Here is a 15633-nt window from a genome sequence, read left to right as displayed (position 1 = left end):
GTCACGGCACCCCGCACACGCCGCACCCATGCCGATCGCCGGCTCTCCGCGCGGTTCGGCGTACCCGGGTGTGGTCGGCGCCGGTTCCGGTGCCGACCGTTCCGTACGAGGAGGGAGGACCGCGGATGCCCGTCTTCCTGCCGGCGACGCCGGCCGGCCCGCTCGCCGAGCGGATCACCGGTCGCCTCGCCCGCGCCCTGCTGGCCGCCGCCGGTCGGCTGACCAGCCCGCTCACCCCTGACGACTACCTCGGCCTGATCGACCCGCTGCTGTCCGCGCGGCACCCCGCGGGCCGCGTGACGGCCGTACGTCCCGAGGGGCCGGGTGCCGTCACGCTGGTGATCCGGCCGGGGCGGGGCTGGGCGGGACACCGGGCCGGCCAGTACCTGCCGGTGGGGGTCGAACTGGACGGCGTACGGCACTGGCGTACGTACTCGCTGACCTCCCCGCCGGAGGACGGCACGAGAAGCCGGGTGCTGACCGTCACCGTCAAGGAGGACCCGCGGGGCGCGGTCTCCCCGCACCTGGTGCACCGCACGTCCCCGGGGACGGTGCTCCGGCTCGGGCCCGCGCAGGGGGAGTTCGTCCTGCCCGAGCCGTCGCCCGCCCGGATGCTGATGGTGACGGCCGGCAGCGGCATCACCCCGGTGATGGGAATGCTGCGCACGCTCGCCCGCCGTCCGCCCCCGGCCCGGACCGACGTCCTCCTCCTGCACAGCGCACCCGGTCCCGGCGACTGCCTCTTCCGCGCCGAACTGACCGGGCTGGCACGCCGGGCGCCCTGGCTCCGCCTGCACCTGCACTACACCCGGTCAGCCGGCCGGCTGACCGCGGAGCACGTCGGCCGGCTGTGCCCCGACTGGGCGGCCCGGGAGACCTGGGCCTGTGGTCCCGCCGGGCTGTTGGACGCGCTCCGGGCACGCTGGGACGCGGCCGGCGCGGCCCGGCGTCTGCACGTGGAGCACTTCCGGCTCCTGCCCCTCGCCCCGCTCGCGCCCGCCGCCGACGGCGGCGGCCGGGTGCGGTTCGAACGCAGCGGAGTCGAGGCCGAGTCGGCGGCGTCCGTCCCCCTGCTGCACACCGGTGAGGCCGCCGGTGCCGTGCTCCCGTACGGCTGCCGCCGGGGCATCTGCTTCGGGTGCCTGGCGCCGCTGCTCCACGGCCGCGTACGGGACCTGCGCACCGGTGAAGTGCACGGCGAACCCGGCGAGTTGATCCAGACCTGCGTCAACGGAGCCGCGGGCCCGCTCGCCCTCGACCTGTGAACCCGGTGCCCGCCGGTGCCGGTCGTCCCAAGGAGCCCCCATGACCTCGACCCCCGCAGCCCTCCCGCCCCTCTCCCCCGCCCGCGCCGAGGAGTTCGGCGCCGCGCTCGACCGTATCCGCGCCGAGGTCGTCGCCACGCGCGGGGACGAGGACGCCCGTTACATCCGTACGGTGATCGCCGTGCAGCGCGGCCTGGAGGCCGGCGGACGTCTCGCGCTCGCCGTCTCGCTGCTGCCGCCCGCGTGGTGTGCGGGCACGGCGATGCTCACCGTCGCCAAGACCCTGGAGAACATGGAGCTGGGTCACAACATCCTGCACGGCCAGTGGGACTGGATGGGCGATCCGGCGATTCACTCGACCACCTGGGAGTTCGATTTCCTCACCCCCGCCGACGCCTGGAAACACACCCACAATCACCTGCACCACACGTACACCAACGTCGTCGGCCGTGACCGCGACCTCGGTTACACGATCCTGCGCATGAGCCCCGAGCAGCCCTGGCACCCGGTGCATCTGCTGCAGCCGCTGTACGCCGCCCTGCTCGCCCCCGTCTTCGAGTGGGGCATCGCCCTGTACGACCTGGAGGCGGACGCGGTCACCGACGGTCGCAAGAGCGTGCGGGCCTTCCTCGGTGAAGTCGCGCACCTGGCGCGGAAGGCGGTGCGCCAGTGCGCCAAGGACTATGTCCTCTTCCCGCTCCTGGCCGGCCCCTCCGCCCTGCCCTGCCTGCTCGGCAACGTCACCGCGAACGGGCTGCGCAACGTCTGGGCGCACACCGTCATCTTCTGTGGCCACTTCCCCGGGGACGTGCGGACCTTCACCGAGGAGGAGATCGAGGACGAGAGCCGCGCCCAGTGGTACCTGCGGCAGGTCCAGGGCTCGGCGGACTTCGAGGGAGGTCTCCTCCTCCGTGTGCTCAGCGGGAACCTCGGCCACCAGATCGAGCACCACCTCTTCCCCGACCTGCCCAGCAACCGTTACGCCGAGATCGCCCCGCGGGTACGCCGACTCTGCGAGAAGTACGGCGTTCCCTACGCGACCGGACCGCTGTGGCGGCAGTACGCGTCGATGTGGGGGCGGGTGCTGCGGCACGCCGTGCCGTGGGACCTGCGGCGCTGATCGGCGGCGGCGGTCCTCGGCTGCCGCGTGCCGCGCCGCTCGGGCGTCCCGTCGGCGAGGCGCGGAAAGGACGGGCCGGTCCGGGAGTCCCGGAGCGTCCCGCCCCGGGTGACGGCCGGGTGTCAGTCGAGCTGTGCGGTCGTCGTCCGCCAGGGGGCGAAACGGTACACCGGCGCGGCGGGCGGGGCCGGATGACAGGTGAAACCGAGCCTGGTCAGCGCCCTGCGCATCTCGCTGGTGGTGATGTCGCGGCGGTCCTGCCTGGTGATCACTTGCCCGACCTGCATGACGGGGTAGGTGCGGCGGCAGATGGTCACGGACATGCCGGTGACGGGTTCGGGTCTGACGCCCCCCATCGACTGCTCCACTTGGCCCTTGGTGAGGTCGAAGGGGAAACCGGCGATGACACAGCGCATGATGCCTCCGGGAGTGAGGGAGTGAGGGAGTGAGGGAGTGAGGAAGTGAGGGAGTGGATCGCCGGACCGGTCCGACGCCGTGGGGGATCAAGGGAGGAGGGCGAGGGTGCCCAGGGTGTAGCCGTTCTCGTCGACCACGGGGGACAGCCCCAGTGTCCGCTCCCGCATGGCGGTCTCCGCGTCGCCGAGTGCGGCCGAGGACGAGGTGAACGGCCCTCGGTCGAGCGCGATGTCCCGCAGGCATGTCCGGTCGCGGTACCACGTTCCACCGCGGTGCGCGGCGAGCTGGGCCCGGGTGACCAGGCCGGCACACCGGCCTTCCTCGTCGCGGAGGAGCAGGTGCGTGACGTGGGCGCCGAGAAGAACCGACAGTGCCACGTCGACGGCCATGTGGTCCTCCACCTGGAGTCCAGGGTTGTCCATGGCGTCACCGGCCGTCGGGACGGCGCCGAAGGTGTCATCGGCTCGCTGGGGCCACGGTGTTCGATCGGACGGCGTCAATGGTTGCTCCTTCTCCATGGGATGGGCGGGGACGGCCGACGTCTCGATACGGCACCTGTCGGAGAATTGCCGTAGGCGGTCGCAGGCGGCACAGAACCGAACCGTGAACGAGGACCGATACACCGAGGTGAAATTGGCGGGTGTTTCGCGGATGCGGCGAAGAGGGCTCCGATGCGTATCAGCCTCGGCGGCCGATGTATTCCCACGGGAAGAATCGAGGGAACGGATAAACGCAATGAACCGGGGTCCGCACCCCAGATGTGCGGGCCCCGGTCGTACGGAAAGCTGTGGTGTCAGGCGGCAATGATGTTGCCGGCCTGCGGACCCTTTTGACCTTGCGTGAGGTCGAAGGTCACCTTCTGGCCCTCCTGGAGTTCACGGAATCCCGAGGCGGCGATGTTCGAGTAGTGGGCGAACACGTCGGCGCCGTCACCATCCTGCTCGATGAAGCCGAAACCCTTTTCCGCGTTGAACCACTTCACTGTGCCGGATGCCATGGCGAATCTCCCTTGGGGCACTGCCCGAGTCCACGCTCTGCGGACCTGAAGTCGCCGCAATGATCGCCCTTCCGGGCAACATCCGAGAAGAAACGGAAATCACAGGAAAGGCAGGAGTGCTCATCGATGGAAATCGTACGAGCATTCGATCTTTCCAGTGACCAGAACTGCAACTTTTATCAAGGTAGCACAGGTCCCAGCAAAGGGCCTACATGCGTCTGCTATTACGTCCGCCGGTCCGGGAAAATCTGCGGGGATCCGCCCGCAAATCCGCACCGTCCGCAGTACGTCGAATGTCGGCCCCCACGCCTCTCACTTCGCCGTGCGCACCCGCAGTGAATAGAACCGCGTCGTCTGGGCCGCGTTCTCGTTGTCGTCGCTGGCGAGGAGGACGTCCAGGCGGCCGCCCTTGCCACGGCCCGTGACCGTCATGGCCTCGATGTTGTCGAGGAGCGGATTGGGCTGGGGCTGCTTGGCGGTGGCGCCCAGGGTCGGGCAGTTCACCAGGTCGGCGAGGAGCGTCTTCCTGATCAGTCGCACGCCCCGCTGACCGGTCAGCGTGTCGACGCCACCGACGTCCGTGGCGTGCCGCGGGTCGGCCAGGTAGAGGCGGACCGTGTTGCCGACGCCGGCGGTGAAGCCGCGTTCCAGGACGAGGAGGCGGCCGTCCGGAATGGCGGTGACCTCGGGGACGCCGAGGCCGGGGTCGGTGCGGTAGGCGTACTGGGCGGACAGCCGGAACTGTCCACCGCGCGCGTTCTCCTTTCGCTGCCAGGTCTGGAAGCGCACGATGTCCGTGCTGTCACCGGAGATCGCGTACTCCATGGCGGCGAGCAGCGTGCGGTCGCCGGGCAGCATGGTCAGGCCTTCGAAGGTCCCGTTCGTGGTGGCGCGCCCGGCCGGGGCGACCCGGAGTCCGGCCGGTACGGGCAGTTCCTCCAGGACCCGGCCGTCGCGGGCGTGACGTCGTACGGCGGGCCCGGTCTCGTCGCTGATCAGCCGCGTACCGTCACGGTCGACGACCAGGCCCTCGGCGTCCAGCGCGGTCCCGTTGCCGTCGGCGAGCTGCACGACACCGGTCGGCCGGAGGCTGCGGCGATCCAGCGAGAACAGGGCCGACCGGTCGGAGACCGCGAGGAGGCCGCCGTTGCGGTCCATGGCGAGGGCCGAGAAGTTGCCGACGTACGTGTTCTCGTACGTCGTCTTGTCGAGGGCGTCGGAGAAGCCCTCGACGGAGACGGCGGGCGAGCAGGCGTTCACGGTACGGGGGCCGCTCGCGGCGGCCGGTCCGGCGGCCGTCAGCGTGGTGGCCGCCGTGAGGCCGGCGGCCAGGGTCGCGAGGAGAAGTCTCAGACGCATGGCGTCACCGTAGGCCGGGAGGGGTGGTCCGCAGGTGGACTCACCGTGAACGCACGGGTGTTCAGCTTCCGGGCGGCACGGGTACGTACGCCTCTTCCGGTTCGTCCGGGGGCTCGTACCGACGCCCTCCAGGGGTGGCGGGCACGAGGTCCGCGTGGACGGCTCGGGCTATGCGCTCGATCGTGGCCACGCCGTAGTTCATGGTGCTGTTGCCGTGGGTCAGGACGACGATCGTGTAGTCGTGCCCGTTTCCCCGGAACGCCCCGATGCTGTGCACGCGCCATCCGTACGCCGACCGGCACAGCCACCCGTTCTTGACGTGCACCGAGACGTCGGCGGGCGCCCCGGCGGGCGTGCCCCAGCGCTGCGAGGGGATGACCTCGCCCATCAGTTCGAGGATGTACGCGCGGTTGTCGTTGCTCAGCACGGAGTTCTCCGTGGTGATCAGCACGAGGAGCTTCTGCTCGTCCCGGGCGGTGATCTGGGTGAGTCCCCAGTAGCCGCCTGTGCCCGCCCTGGTCTCGGTCATTTCCGCCGCCGTGAGGAAGCCCCTGATCTTCGTCATGCCCAACTGCCGCCACAGCGCGCTGGTGGCCGCGTTGTCGGACCTGGTGATCATGGCGGTGGAGAGCTTCTTCTCGCGCTGTGTGAGCATGCGCCCCTCTCTGCGCGCGTCCCAGAGGAGGGTCGCCAGCACGGTCACCTTGACGACGCTCGCCGAGTCGAAGGCGGTGTCGGCGCGCAGGGTGCAGGTGGTGTCGGTGGCCCGGTCGCGCAGGCCCACCGCGATCGTGCCCCTGCGGTGCGCGAGCGCGGTGGTGATGTCCCGACGCAGGGCGGCGGCCAGGCCCGTCCGGGCCGACGTGCACTGGAGCCGCGGTACGTCGCCTCCCCCGGCCGGGCCGGCGACGGCGGCGGTAGGTACGAGCAGGGCGGCTCCCACAGCACCGACGACGGCCATGCGTGCGTGTGCGAGCTTGCGGTGAGTCATGAGGGGTCCCCTCTCCCTGCCCCCCGCCGTACTCGCCTTCTCGATGCACCGCAATGACCGAGTGTGCTGCGGATACGTGGCGCAGCGGTTACCGGTCAGGCTTCGGGCGGGCGCCTCGGCTCTCCGCGATGCGGTGTACGTCGGCCAGCGCCTCGTACATGCGTGCGAGCAGGTACCGGAGCTGCGAGGACGTCGCGCCGCGGTCGGCGAGCATGTCGGCCGCGTGTCCGAGGATGTCGCCCGCCATCCCCATCTGCACGGTCTCGATCGTGTCGGCCACCCGTGAGAGATGGCCGGTTCCGTCGGTGATCAGGTAGCAGCGCTTGCCCTCCGGGCCCGACCAGGGCAACAGGCGGGCCCTTTCCATGCCGCCGTCACTCATGCCGCCGCCTCCACCCCGTCGAGGTGCGCCAGGACATACGGACGCACCAGGTGGTTGTCCTCGCCGCGGAGGGGGCGCGAGCCGACCCGGTGGACGGTCGGCATGTCCGGGTAAGGGGTGAGCGGCGGCGGGACGGACCGGACGGCGGTGCGGCGGTGCCGTCCCCGGCCGGGGAACAGCAGTCGCAGCAGCGGCTCGACGAGCCAGGCGATACGGTGACTCATGTCGTCAACTCCTTTGGTTGCCTTGATGACCACGCCCCCGGACCGGTCGCTCGGTCGCGGGGGTATCGCTTTGTGTAGCGATGCACTCACAGAGTGAGGCGGCTGTGGCTAGGCTCGCCAGAGGGCTGTTGGTGACAAAGCGGCTGTCACACGGGAGTTGACACGTTGAGCGATATCTACGGCGACTGGCTCAAGGAGCGGCGCGAAGCCGCGGGATTGACTCAGCAGGAGTTGGCCGACGCAGCGACCATGACGCGTTCGCACATCGCGCACATCGAAGCGGGCCGCAGAATCCCGTCGAAGGAGGACGCGCGGCGGCTGGACGAGGTTCTGAACACGGGGAATGTGCTGAGCAGCTTCCTGCCGCGGGAAAAGGCGGCAGTCGCCGACTACTTCGAAGCGGCCCGGCAGTTCGAACAACAAGCGGTGATGATCCGCGAGTTCGCTCTGTCACTCGTCCCCGGGCTCCTGCAGACGGAAAGGTACGCGCGTGCGGTACTCAGCGCGATGTTCCCTCCTGTGAGTGAAGAGGCGTGTGACAGACGCCTTGTCACACGCCTTGAGCGCGCGGCGATTCTGGACGATCCGGTGACCCCTGTCGTCTGGGCGTTGCTGGACGAGGCGGTGCTGCGCCGCGTCGTGGGTGGGCGAGAGGTGATGGCGGAGCAGTGCGAGCACCTCATCCGACTCGTGGACCACAGGCGGGTGCGCGTGCACGTACTGCCGTACGGAGTCGGCGCGTACCACTTGTTGCAGGGCATGCTCACGCTGATGCACTTCGAGGACCAGCCGCCGATCGCCTACTCGGAAGGGGTCCACGTGGGCACGGTGCACGACTCCCCAGCCGTGGTCACCAGGCTTCAGGGCGCCTACGATCTGGCACTGAGCGACGCTCTCCCCCTGAAGGAGTCCGTCGCCATGCTGAAGACGACAGTGAGGGAGTACGAGCGCCGTGGCTGAGCGAACCAGGTGGCGCAAGTCGTCCTACAGCGGCCCCGAAGCCGGCAGCTGCCTCGAAGTCCTCGACCACCACCCCACAGGCATCCCCGTCCGGGACTCCAAGGTCCCGGACGGCCCCGCACTGCTCTTCCCCCCAGCCCCTTGGGCGTCGTTCGTCACCGCCGTCAAGAACGGCGAACTGCCCGCCTAGGACGAAAGCTTTCGGCGCGCGAACAGCGTCGCGTCATGGGCGTGGACGGTCTCGCCCTCCCGGTTCAGCTCCCGTGGACGCTGTTCCGCGACCAGGACCTCGAAGTCGTCCGGCAGGCCGGGCAGCAGTTCCTCGGCGAGGAACATCGCCTTGCGGTGGCTCGCGGAGAGCTCGGCGAAGACTCCCGACGGCGCGTGGCCGACGACCAGCAGGTGACCACCGGGGGCCACCGCGTCGGTGAGGCGGCGGGTGACCTCCACCATTCCGCCGTCCGGTGCGTGCAGGTAGTGGGTGGTCACCAGGTCGTACGAGCGTCCGTCCGCCGTGAGGGTCCGGGCGTCGACCTGCCACCAGTCGACGCGGTCGGCGACCCCGGCCTCCGCCGCGTGCCGGGCGGCGCGGGCGAGGCCGTTGGCGGAGAAGTCGGCGCCGGTGACCTTCCAGCCCTGGCCGGCCAGCCAGACCACGTCACCGCCCTCACCGCAGCCGACGTCCAGCGCCGTTCCCGGGGTCAGCCGGGAGGCGACGGCGACGAGCTGCGGGTTGGGGTTCCCTCTCCAGAACCTCTCCTCGCCCGCGTACCGCTCCTCCCAGGCCGACGGCTCGAACATGTCGGCCGCCTCCTCGTGCCTGTGCTCGTGCTGGGCGACATCGTCGTGAGTACTCATGCCGCGATGGTGCACGCGACCCCGGAGGACCGTCACGAAAGATTGCCGGAACGGCAAAGCCTGAGGCGCGCGCCGCCCGCGCTCAGACCGTCTCGCCGGCGGGGCCACTCGTCCCGGCCACGACGTCCTCGGGTCCGAGGGGCTTGCCCTCCCACAGCAGCGCCCGCCAGCCCTGGTCGGGTGAGCCTTCGAGGACGACGATGCCGGTGTTGCGCAGCTCGTGGGTGGCCGCGTAGTCCATGCCGACGTTCCGCGCGCGGGCGGCGACCCACATGCGTATCACCGCACCGTGGCTGACCATGGCCACCGTCTCCGCTCCGGTGGCGGCGGCCTCCTCGACGACGGCGTCGTAGCGCGCGAGGGCCTCCACGCCGTTCTCCCCGCCCGGCATGCGGAGCTCGGTGTTCCCCGCGGACCAGGCCAGGGCGGTGGCCATGTAGGTGTGGGCGGCCTCGTCGTCCCCGCGCATCTCCAGGTCACCGGCGGAGACCTCCCGGATGCCGTCCCGGACACGGGGCTCCAGCTGCTTCGCGGCGGCCAGCGGGGCGGCCGTGAGGTGGGTCCGCACCAGCGTCGAGACGTACAGGGCGTCGATCTTCTCGTCCGCCAGCGCCTCCGGCAGTGCGGCTGCCTGCTCCTGCCCCAAGGGGGTCAGCCCGGGGCCCGGCTCCGCGGTGTCGAGAAGGTGCTTGACGTTGGAAGGGGTCTGGCCGTGGCGGATGAGCAGCAGGCGCATGTAAGGGTCTACCTCCTGGAAGGCTGGTCACGTCCTTCCACTCTGCCAGTCTCCGGCCTCGCCCGATCGTCCGGCTCCTCTCACCCGGATGGCCGCGCGTTTACAGATACCTGCCGCGGGACTCCACCGGCCGAGGACACGGTGTCCCCGCGACGCGGGCCACCGTGTCGGCACGGCCCCTCGCCCTGCGCGTTCCGGTGCGGGGCACCTCGCCACGCGCATACCGCTATCCCACCCCCCGGAAGGTGTTGCGGTATGCGCGTGGCGACACGCCGAGCACGTCCCGGAAGTGCTGGCGCATGGCCGTTCCGGTGCCGAAACCCACCAGGGCGGCGATCCGGTCCACCGGTTCGTCGGTGCGTTCGAGGAGCCGCCGGGCCTGCTGGAGGCGCTGGTGGGCCAGCCACTGTGCGGGGGTCATGCCGGTCTCCTGGCGGAACTTCCGGCTCAGGGTGCGCACGCTGGCCGATGCCTCCCTGGCCAGATCGGAGAGCGTGACGGGGTCGCCGAGATGGCGCAGGGCGTAGGTACGGGCGGCGGCCGTCGAGGTGTCGTGGGGCTCGCGGACGGGCTGTTCGATGTACTGGGCCTGTCCGCCCTCGCGGTGCGGCGGCACGACCGTGCCACGGGCCACCGTGTTGGCCACGTCCGCGCCGTGGTCGCTGCGGATCATGTGCAGGCACAGGTCGATCCCGGCGGCCACGCCGGCCGAGGTGAGGACGCCCCGGTCCTCGGTGTACAGGACGCCGGGGTCGACGTCGATCTCCGGGTACAGCGCGCGCAGTTCGTCGCACGACTTCCAGTGCGTCGTCGCCCGTCGGCCCGCCAGCAGGCCGGCGGCCGCGAGAACGAACGAGCCCGTGCAGATCGAGGCCAGCCGCGCGCCCGCGGGGACGCGGGCGAGAGCCTCCCGCACCGGTCCGGCCAGCCGCCCCCGCTCCTGCGGCACGTAGTCCTCCGACGCCGCGGGCACGATCACCGTGTCCGCGTCCGCCAGCACCTCGGGTCCGTGGGCCACGTTGACCGTGAAGTCCGTGTCGGTGGTGACCTCGCCGGGCACGGGCGTGCAGGTGGTCACGGAGTACAGCCGCTCTCCCGCCGGCCCGGCCGCCGTCGTGAACAGACGGTGCACGATGCCCAGTTCCATGGGCAGCAGCCCGGGACGGACCAGCACCGCCACGCGATGTAGACCCTCACTGCTCATGGCCGGATTCTTTCAGTACCTGTCCAGGTGGCCAGTGGCAGGGGCATGCAGACACCCGAAGGATGACATCCATGGAGACGACGACCGGACATCCCCGTACCGCTCTGGGCCACCGTGCCTGGTGGGTGGCTGCCGCAGCCGGAGTATCCATCGTGGTCGCCGGGGCCTTCTCCACGATGCCCGGGATCCTCCAGGCACCGCTCCAGCAGGAGTTCCACTGGTCCCGGGGCTCCATCGGCCTCGCCTCGTCGGTGAACATGGTCCTCTACGGCCTCACCGCCCCCTTCGCGGCCGCCCTGATGGACCGTTTCGGCATCCGCCGCGTGGTGCTCGCCGCCCTGAGTGCCGTCGCGGGTGGCGCCCTTCTCACCACAGTCATGAGCGCCTCGTGGCAGTTCGTCCTCTTCTGGGGCTTTCTGGTCGGACTGGGCACGGGTTCGCTGTCCATGACCCTCGGCACCACCGTCACCAACCGCTGGTTCGTCAGGCGTCGCGGACTGGTCACCGGAATCCTCTCCTCCGGCAGCGTTCTCGGGCAGATGGTCTTCCTCCCCGCGCTCTCCTGGATCATCGACCACCACGACTGGCGGCCGGCCCTCGTGACCCTCGCCCTGGCCGCACTGGCCACCGCGCCCCTGATCCGGCTGACCCTGCGCGACCATCCCGCCGACACCGGTCACCGCCCCTACGGCAGTGACACCTTCGTGCCCAAGCCGCCCCCGGTCACCGGCGCGGCCCGCCGCACCCTCACCGTCCTCCGGGACGCCGCCCGCACCACCCCGTTCTGGCTGCTCGCCGCCGTGTTCGCCATCTGCGGCGCCTCCACCAACGGCATCATGTGGACCCACTTCGCCCCGGCCGCCCACGACCACGGCATGCCCGTCACCACCGCGTCCACGCTGCTCGCCCTCATCGGCGTCTTCAACGTCGCAGGCACCATCGGCTCCGGCTGGCTCACGGACCGCACGGACGCCCGCCGCCTGCTCGCCGTCTACTTCATGCTCCGCGGCCTCCTCCTGGTGAGCCTGCCGCTGATGCTGGCCGCGACCGTCAACCCGCCCATGATGTTCTTCGTGTTCGCCTTCGGCCTCCTCGACCTGGCGACGGTCCCGCCGGTCATCGCCCTGTGCCGGCACTTCTACGGAGCGGACAGCGCCATCGTGTTCGGCTGGACCAACGCCGCCCACCAGATCGGCGCGGCCCTGGCCGCCTTCCTCGGCGGCGTCGCCCGCGACGTCTTCGGCAGTTACGACCCCGTCTGGGTGGCCCTCGGCGCCGCCTGCGCGGCCGCCGCGCTGCTCTCCCTGGTCATCCACCGCGCCCGCGCACCGCGGAGCACCGGCGCCGAGGAGAAGGAAGCCCCGGAGACCGTGACCGCGCCGTAGAGCGGACCGCCCCGGCCGGCCGGTGGCTGTTCCGGCGTCTCGTCCCCGGACTCATCTCCGGACCGACGCACCCCGTTCATCTGTGCGAGTACTTGGGCATGTCACCCTTCGCCCTGTCGGCTGCTCAGCAACTCGCGCAGAACGGACCGCCCATGCCCGCCACGCACATACGCCGCCCCCTCCGCACCCACGGCCGGAGAACGCCGGCCCTGCTGCTCTCCGCCCTGCTGGCCGGCCTCGCCGTGCCGACCGCCGCGGCGTCCACCGCGCCCTCCGCCGCCTCCCCCGCTGCCGCGACCACCACCGCGTACGACGACACGTACTACGCCGACGCGGCCGGCAAGACCGGTACCGCTCTCAAGGCATCCCTGCACGACATCATCGACGACCACAGGACGATCTCGTACTCGGCGGTCTGGGAAGCGCTGAAGGTCACCGACCAGGACCCGGCGAACAGCAACAACGTCAAGCTGCTCTACTCGGGCCTCTCCCGCAGCAAGTCGCGCAACGGCGGCGACGTCGGCGACTGGAACCGCGAGCACGTGTGGGCCAAGTCCCACGGCGACTTCGGCACGACCACCGGACCCGGCACCGACCTCCACCACCTGCGCCCGGAGGACGTACAGGTCAACTCCGTCCGCGGCAACAAGGACTTCGACGACGGCGGCAGCGCGGTCGCGGGCGGCGGCGGCAGCCTCACCGACTCCGACTCCTTCGAGCCGCGCGACGCCGTCAAGGGCGACGTGGCCCGGATGATCCTGTACATGGCCGTCCGCTACGAGGGCGACGACAGCTGGCCCGACCTGGAGCCCAACAACACCGTCTCCAACGGCAGCGCCCCGTACCACGGGCGTCTCTCCGTCCTGAAGCAGTGGAACGACGAGGACCCGCCGGACGCCTTCGAGCGGCGTCGCAACGAGGTCATATACAGCTCCTACCAGGGCAACCGCAATCCGTTTATCGACCACCCGGAGTGGGTCGAGGCGATCTGGTGACGACCGTCGGGGCGATCTGCTGACCGGCCCGCCGGCGCGTCCGGGCCTACTCGCCCGGACGCGCCGGCGCGAACTCCCGCAGCACCGCCGGCAGCACGACCACCGAAGGACCCGGCCGTGACAGCGCCTCGCGGAGGTCCGTCTCCAGTGCCCCGGGGCTCGTCCGTACACCCGGTACGCCGAACGACTCCGCCAGCGCCACGAGGTCCGGACGCGTCGGCTCCGCGCCCGTCGGCTCCCCGGACGCGTCCGTCGTGGACTCGCGCGGGCTGTCGTGGCCGCCGTCGTCGACGATCAGCCAGGTGACGTCCAGGCCGTACCGGCGGGCCGTGGCCAGCTCGGCGATCGAGTACAGCGCGCCGCCACCGTCGGAGACCGCGAGGACCGGCTGCGTCGGGTCGGCCACCGCCGCGCCCAGGGCGGCCGGGAAGGCGTAGCCGGGGCCGCCCGCGCCCTGGGCCGCGTGCATGGTGTTGGGGTGGCGGGCGTCGAAGGCGGACCAGGCCCAGTACGTCAGGGCCGTCATGTCCCAGAAGGAGGGCGCCCGGGGCGGCAGCGCCCGGCGGACGGACGCCGGCACGTCCTGTTCCACGGCGAGGTCCCGCGCGGCGATCCGCTCCTCCACCCGGTCCAGCAGGGCCCGTACGCGCGCGGGCGCCGTGTCGTCCTCGCGCGTGCCGGCCGTCTCCAGCAGCGCCTGGAGCGCGAGGCGGGCGTCCGCGTGGATGCCGAGGGCCGGGTGGCCGGACTCCAGCTTGCCCGCGTCGGCCTCGATCTGGACGACCCGGCCGCGCGGGGTGAACGGGCGGTGGCCGGCGGTGAGTCCGCCGAGGCCCGAGCCGATCACCAGCAGGACGTCCGCGTCCTCCAGGAAGTCCGTGGTGGGGCGGTCCGCCGGCCAGGACCGCAGCGACAGCGGATGGTTCCAGGGGAACGCGCCCTTGCCGCCGAAGGTGGTGACCACGGGGGCCGACAGCCGCTCGGCGAGCTGCCGCAGCTTGCCGGCCGCGTCCGCCCGTACCACTCCGCCACCGGCGATGATCGCGGGCCGTTCGGCGCGCGTCAGCAGGTCGGCGGCGACGGCGGTGAGCTCGGGGCGCGGCGGCAGTTCCTCCGGTGTCGCGTCCACGCCCGTCACCACCGGGATCGCCGTCCCGGCCCGCAGGACGTCCTGCGGGACGCCCACCCAGACCGGGCCGTGCGGGGCGGTCAGCGCCGACTGCCAGGCGGCGGCGAGCGCCGAGGGGATCCGGGACTGGGTGCGGACCGTGTGGACGGACTTGACGACGTCCCGGAACGGGGCCGACTGGTCCGGGAGCGCGTGCGGGTGGCCGTGGGGGCCGCCGCCCGGGCCCACCGTGGGGACCAGGCTGCCGACCGCCAGGACGGGGGCCGAGGCCATGGCCGCCTCCTGGAGCGCGGCGAGCGCCGTCAGCGCGCCCGGGCCGGCGGGGAGCAGCAGCGGCGCCGCCTCGCCGGTGATCCGGCCGTACGCGTCCGCCGCGAAGCCCGCGTTGCTCTCGACGCGCAGGCCCACGTAGCGCAGGTCCGCACGGCGCAGCGCGTCGGACATGCCGGACGCGTGCCGGCCGGACAGCCCGAACACGGTCGTCGCGCCGAGCCCGGCGAGGGTCTCCATGACGAGGTCGCCGCCGGTGCGGCCGGCCGGCGGGTTCAGTGCCGCCTCCGTCTGGGCGGGCGTCGGACGGAGTACCAGGTCGTGGTCGTGGGTCACTGGGCGCGTGCCTTTGCGGTTCGGCGGGTCATGAGGGTCGTGCGTGCGTACGCCGGGCGGGACGCGGCCACCGACGTGATCTCGGCGCGATGGTACGCGGGCGCCGCCCCGTCCACGGTGACGCGCGTCCCAGCGGCCGGGAGGCCGGGCCCCCGCACGGGTGTCTGCCCCACAATGGGAGGCATGCCGATACCCGGGACCCCCAGCCGCGCCGAGCTCGTCGACCACCTCGTCAGAACCCGTATCGCGGGCGACGTCGCCACGCCCCGCGAGAACAACCTCGACCACTACCGCAAGCTCGCGAACGGCGACCGCCACTACTGGCTGGGCCTGGAACTCGGTGACCGCTGGACCGACGAACAGGACGTCCTCGCGGTGATGGCGGAGCGCGTCGGCGTGGTCGACGACCCCGAGCACCGTCGCGGGCAGGACACCATCGACCCGGAGCTGACCGTCGACGCCCTGGAGCGCATGGCGGCGCGGCTGCGCAAGGCGGCCGACGGCGAGCAGCGCGTCCTGTTCGCCACCGGTCACCCGGGCGGCCTGCTGGACGTGCACCGCGCCACGGCCGCCGCCCTGCGCGCGGCGGGCTGCGAGATCGTGGTGATCCCGGAGGGGCTGCGGACGGACGAGGGATTCGTCATGCAGTTCGCGGACGTGGCCGTCCTGGAGGCCGGCGCCACCCTCTGGCACACCCACTCCGGCGACCCGATGCGGGCCATCCTCACCGGCCTCACGCGCGAGGGCCGCCCGCTGCCCGACCTGGTGGTGGCCGACCACGGCTGGGCGGGGTACGCGGGGCAGCACGGCGTGGACTCCGTCGGCTACGCCGACTGCAACGACCCCGCCCTCTTCCTCGCCGAGGCCGAGGGCACCGTGCAGGTGACGGTGCCCCTCGACGACCATGTGCTGAGCCCGCGCCACTACGACCCGATGACGGCGTACCTGCTGGACCGGGCGGGGCTCACCGGCTGAGCCGCTAGCACACGGTCACGCGGGACACGC

18 protein-coding genes are annotated in these 15633 nt (G+C 71.7%); 7 read left to right on the top strand and 11 right to left on the bottom strand.

Features of this window, described 5'->3' with window-relative positions; genetic code table 11:
* The first annotated feature begins 125 nt into the window (after positions 1 to 125).
* Positions 126 to 1265 (top strand): ferredoxin reductase, encoded by a 1140-nt coding sequence (locus IEZ04_RS12690; protein WP_189216900.1) that lies wholly within the window; start codon positions 126 to 128, stop codon positions 1263 to 1265.
* Between the two features lie 40 nt (positions 1266 to 1305).
* Positions 1306 to 2385, top strand: a complete 1080-nt coding sequence (locus IEZ04_RS12685) for a fatty acid desaturase family protein (RefSeq protein WP_189216899.1) — start codon at positions 1306 to 1308, stop codon at positions 2383 to 2385.
* 122 nt (positions 2386 to 2507) lie between these two features.
* Here IEZ04_RS12685 and IEZ04_RS12680 read toward each other — a convergent pair whose 3' ends face one another.
* The 7 genes from IEZ04_RS12680 to IEZ04_RS12650 form a co-directional block, all read right to left on the bottom strand.
* Complete coding sequence (locus tag IEZ04_RS12680) at positions 2508 to 2801, bottom strand: SCO5918 family protein (protein WP_189216898.1); 294 nt, start codon at positions 2799 to 2801, stop codon at positions 2508 to 2510.
* Between the two features lie 87 nt (positions 2802 to 2888).
* Positions 2889 to 3224 carry a CBS domain-containing protein gene (locus IEZ04_RS12675; RefSeq protein WP_189216897.1) on the bottom strand — a complete coding sequence of 112 codons (336 nt, stop codon included), beginning with the start codon at positions 3222 to 3224 and terminating at the stop codon, positions 2889 to 2891.
* 371 nt (positions 3225 to 3595) lie between these two features.
* The gene (locus IEZ04_RS12670) at positions 3596 to 3799 is read right to left on the bottom strand and encodes a cold-shock protein (RefSeq protein WP_189216896.1); all 204 of its coding nucleotides are present in this window, start codon (positions 3797 to 3799) and stop codon (positions 3596 to 3598) included.
* 312 nt (positions 3800 to 4111) lie between these two features.
* Positions 4112 to 5158 carry an esterase-like activity of phytase family protein gene (locus IEZ04_RS12665; RefSeq protein ID WP_189216895.1) on the bottom strand — a complete coding sequence of 349 codons (1047 nt, stop codon included), beginning with the start codon at positions 5156 to 5158 and terminating at the stop codon, positions 4112 to 4114.
* Between the two features lie 61 nt (positions 5159 to 5219).
* A complete protein-coding gene (locus tag IEZ04_RS12660) occupies positions 5220 to 6149 on the bottom strand; it encodes a serine hydrolase (RefSeq protein WP_189216894.1) in 930 nt (309 codons plus the stop codon).
* Positions 6150 to 6237: 88 nt separating this feature from the next.
* On the bottom strand, positions 6238 to 6531 hold the full coding sequence (locus tag IEZ04_RS12655; protein WP_189216893.1) for a hypothetical protein: 294 nt from the start codon (positions 6529 to 6531) through the stop codon (positions 6238 to 6240).
* A complete protein-coding gene (locus tag IEZ04_RS12650; RefSeq protein WP_189216892.1) occupies positions 6528 to 6755 on the bottom strand; it encodes a hypothetical protein in 228 nt (75 codons plus the stop codon). Before IEZ04_RS12650 ends, IEZ04_RS12655 begins: the two co-directional genes overlap by 4 nt.
* 165 nt (positions 6756 to 6920) lie before the next feature.
* On the opposite strand from IEZ04_RS12650, the gene IEZ04_RS12645 reads away from it, so the two are divergent.
* Both IEZ04_RS12645 and IEZ04_RS12640 read left to right on the top strand, forming a co-directional pair.
* Positions 6921 to 7715: a helix-turn-helix domain-containing protein gene (locus IEZ04_RS12645; protein ID WP_189216891.1), complete on the top strand. Its 795-nt coding sequence runs from the start codon at positions 6921 to 6923 to the stop codon at positions 7713 to 7715.
* Positions 7708 to 7905, top strand: coding sequence for a DUF397 domain-containing protein (locus IEZ04_RS12640; protein ID WP_189216890.1), 198 nt, complete (start codon positions 7708 to 7710; stop codon positions 7903 to 7905). The genes IEZ04_RS12645 and IEZ04_RS12640 overlap by 8 nt, the downstream gene beginning before the upstream one ends.
* On the opposite strand, the gene IEZ04_RS12635 is transcribed toward IEZ04_RS12640, so the two are convergent.
* The 3 genes from IEZ04_RS12635 to IEZ04_RS12625 form a co-directional block, all read right to left on the bottom strand.
* Positions 7902 to 8573, bottom strand: coding sequence for a class I SAM-dependent methyltransferase (locus IEZ04_RS12635; RefSeq protein ID WP_189216889.1), 672 nt, complete (start codon positions 8571 to 8573; stop codon positions 7902 to 7904). The genes IEZ04_RS12640 and IEZ04_RS12635 overlap by 4 nt on opposite strands.
* A gap of 82 nt (positions 8574 to 8655) precedes the next feature.
* The gene (locus tag IEZ04_RS12630) at positions 8656 to 9309 is read right to left on the bottom strand and encodes a histidine phosphatase family protein (protein WP_189216888.1); all 654 of its coding nucleotides are present in this window, start codon (positions 9307 to 9309) and stop codon (positions 8656 to 8658) included.
* A gap of 226 nt (positions 9310 to 9535) precedes the next feature.
* On the bottom strand, positions 9536 to 10513 hold the full coding sequence (locus IEZ04_RS12625) for a GlxA family transcriptional regulator (protein ID WP_189216887.1): 978 nt from the start codon (positions 10511 to 10513) through the stop codon (positions 9536 to 9538).
* Between the two features lie 71 nt (positions 10514 to 10584).
* Between IEZ04_RS12625 and IEZ04_RS12620 the strand changes: the two genes are divergently transcribed.
* Both IEZ04_RS12620 and IEZ04_RS12615 read left to right on the top strand, forming a co-directional pair.
* Positions 10585 to 11898, top strand: a complete 1314-nt coding sequence (locus IEZ04_RS12620; RefSeq protein ID WP_229821004.1) for an MFS transporter — start codon at positions 10585 to 10587, stop codon at positions 11896 to 11898.
* A gap of 152 nt (positions 11899 to 12050) precedes the next feature.
* A complete protein-coding gene (locus IEZ04_RS12615) occupies positions 12051 to 12893 on the top strand; it encodes an endonuclease I family protein (protein WP_189216885.1) in 843 nt (280 codons plus the stop codon).
* Between the two features lie 46 nt (positions 12894 to 12939).
* Here the strand turns inward: IEZ04_RS12615 and IEZ04_RS12610 are convergent, their stop codons facing one another.
* A complete protein-coding gene (locus IEZ04_RS12610) occupies positions 12940 to 14628 on the bottom strand; it encodes a thiamine pyrophosphate-binding protein (protein ID WP_189216884.1) in 1689 nt (562 codons plus the stop codon).
* Positions 14629 to 14811: 183 nt separating this feature from the next.
* Here IEZ04_RS12610 and IEZ04_RS12605 point away from each other — a divergent pair, with 183 nt between their 5' ends.
* Complete coding sequence (locus tag IEZ04_RS12605) at positions 14812 to 15603, top strand: phosphatase (RefSeq protein WP_189216883.1); 792 nt, start codon at positions 14812 to 14814, stop codon at positions 15601 to 15603.
* Positions 15604 to 15633 lie beyond the last annotated feature (30 nt).

Origin of the sequence: Streptomyces ruber (genome assembly GCF_014648075.1) — a bacterium.
Taxonomy (GTDB): domain Bacteria; phylum Actinomycetota; class Actinomycetes; order Streptomycetales; family Streptomycetaceae; genus Streptomyces; species Streptomyces ruber.
This window is presented reverse-complemented; position numbering and strand designations above follow the sequence as displayed.

Excerpts from the sequence above, each read along its gene's own strand:
- IEZ04_RS12675 (WP_189216897.1), bottom strand. The coding sequence starts at position 3,224 with ATGGACAACCCTGGACTCCAGGTGGAGGACCACATGGCCGTCGACGTG.
- IEZ04_RS12655 (WP_189216893.1), bottom strand. The coding sequence starts at position 6,531 with ATGAGTGACGGCGGCATGGAAAGGGCCCGCCTGTTGCCCTGGTCGGGC.
- IEZ04_RS12670 (WP_189216896.1), bottom strand. The coding sequence starts at position 3,799 with ATGGCATCCGGCACAGTGAAGTGGTTCAACGCGGAAAAGGGTTTCGGC.
- IEZ04_RS12680 (WP_189216898.1), bottom strand. The coding sequence starts at position 2,801 with ATGCGCTGTGTCATCGCCGGTTTCCCCTTCGACCTCACCAAGGGCCAA.
- IEZ04_RS12635 (WP_189216889.1), bottom strand. The coding sequence starts at position 8,573 with ATGAGTACTCACGACGATGTCGCCCAGCACGAGCACAGGCACGAGGAG.
- IEZ04_RS12630 (WP_189216888.1), bottom strand. The coding sequence starts at position 9,309 with ATGCGCCTGCTGCTCATCCGCCACGGCCAGACCCCTTCCAACGTCAAG.
- IEZ04_RS12660 (WP_189216894.1), bottom strand. The coding sequence starts at position 6,149 with ATGACTCACCGCAAGCTCGCACACGCACGCATGGCCGTCGTCGGTGCT.
- IEZ04_RS12665 (WP_189216895.1), bottom strand. The coding sequence starts at position 5,158 with ATGCGTCTGAGACTTCTCCTCGCGACCCTGGCCGCCGGCCTCACGGCG.
- IEZ04_RS12620 (WP_229821004.1), top strand. The coding sequence starts at position 10,585 with ATGGAGACGACGACCGGACATCCCCGTACCGCTCTGGGCCACCGTGCC.
- IEZ04_RS12650 (WP_189216892.1), bottom strand. The coding sequence starts at position 6,755 with ATGAGTCACCGTATCGCCTGGCTCGTCGAGCCGCTGCTGCGACTGCTG.
- IEZ04_RS12690 (WP_189216900.1), top strand. The coding sequence starts at position 126 with ATGCCCGTCTTCCTGCCGGCGACGCCGGCCGGCCCGCTCGCCGAGCGG.
- IEZ04_RS12685 (WP_189216899.1), top strand. The coding sequence starts at position 1,306 with ATGACCTCGACCCCCGCAGCCCTCCCGCCCCTCTCCCCCGCCCGCGCC.
- IEZ04_RS12615 (WP_189216885.1), top strand. The coding sequence starts at position 12,051 with ATGCCCGCCACGCACATACGCCGCCCCCTCCGCACCCACGGCCGGAGA.
- IEZ04_RS12625 (WP_189216887.1), bottom strand. The coding sequence starts at position 10,513 with ATGAGCAGTGAGGGTCTACATCGCGTGGCGGTGCTGGTCCGTCCCGGG.
- IEZ04_RS12605 (WP_189216883.1), top strand. The coding sequence starts at position 14,812 with ATGCCGATACCCGGGACCCCCAGCCGCGCCGAGCTCGTCGACCACCTC.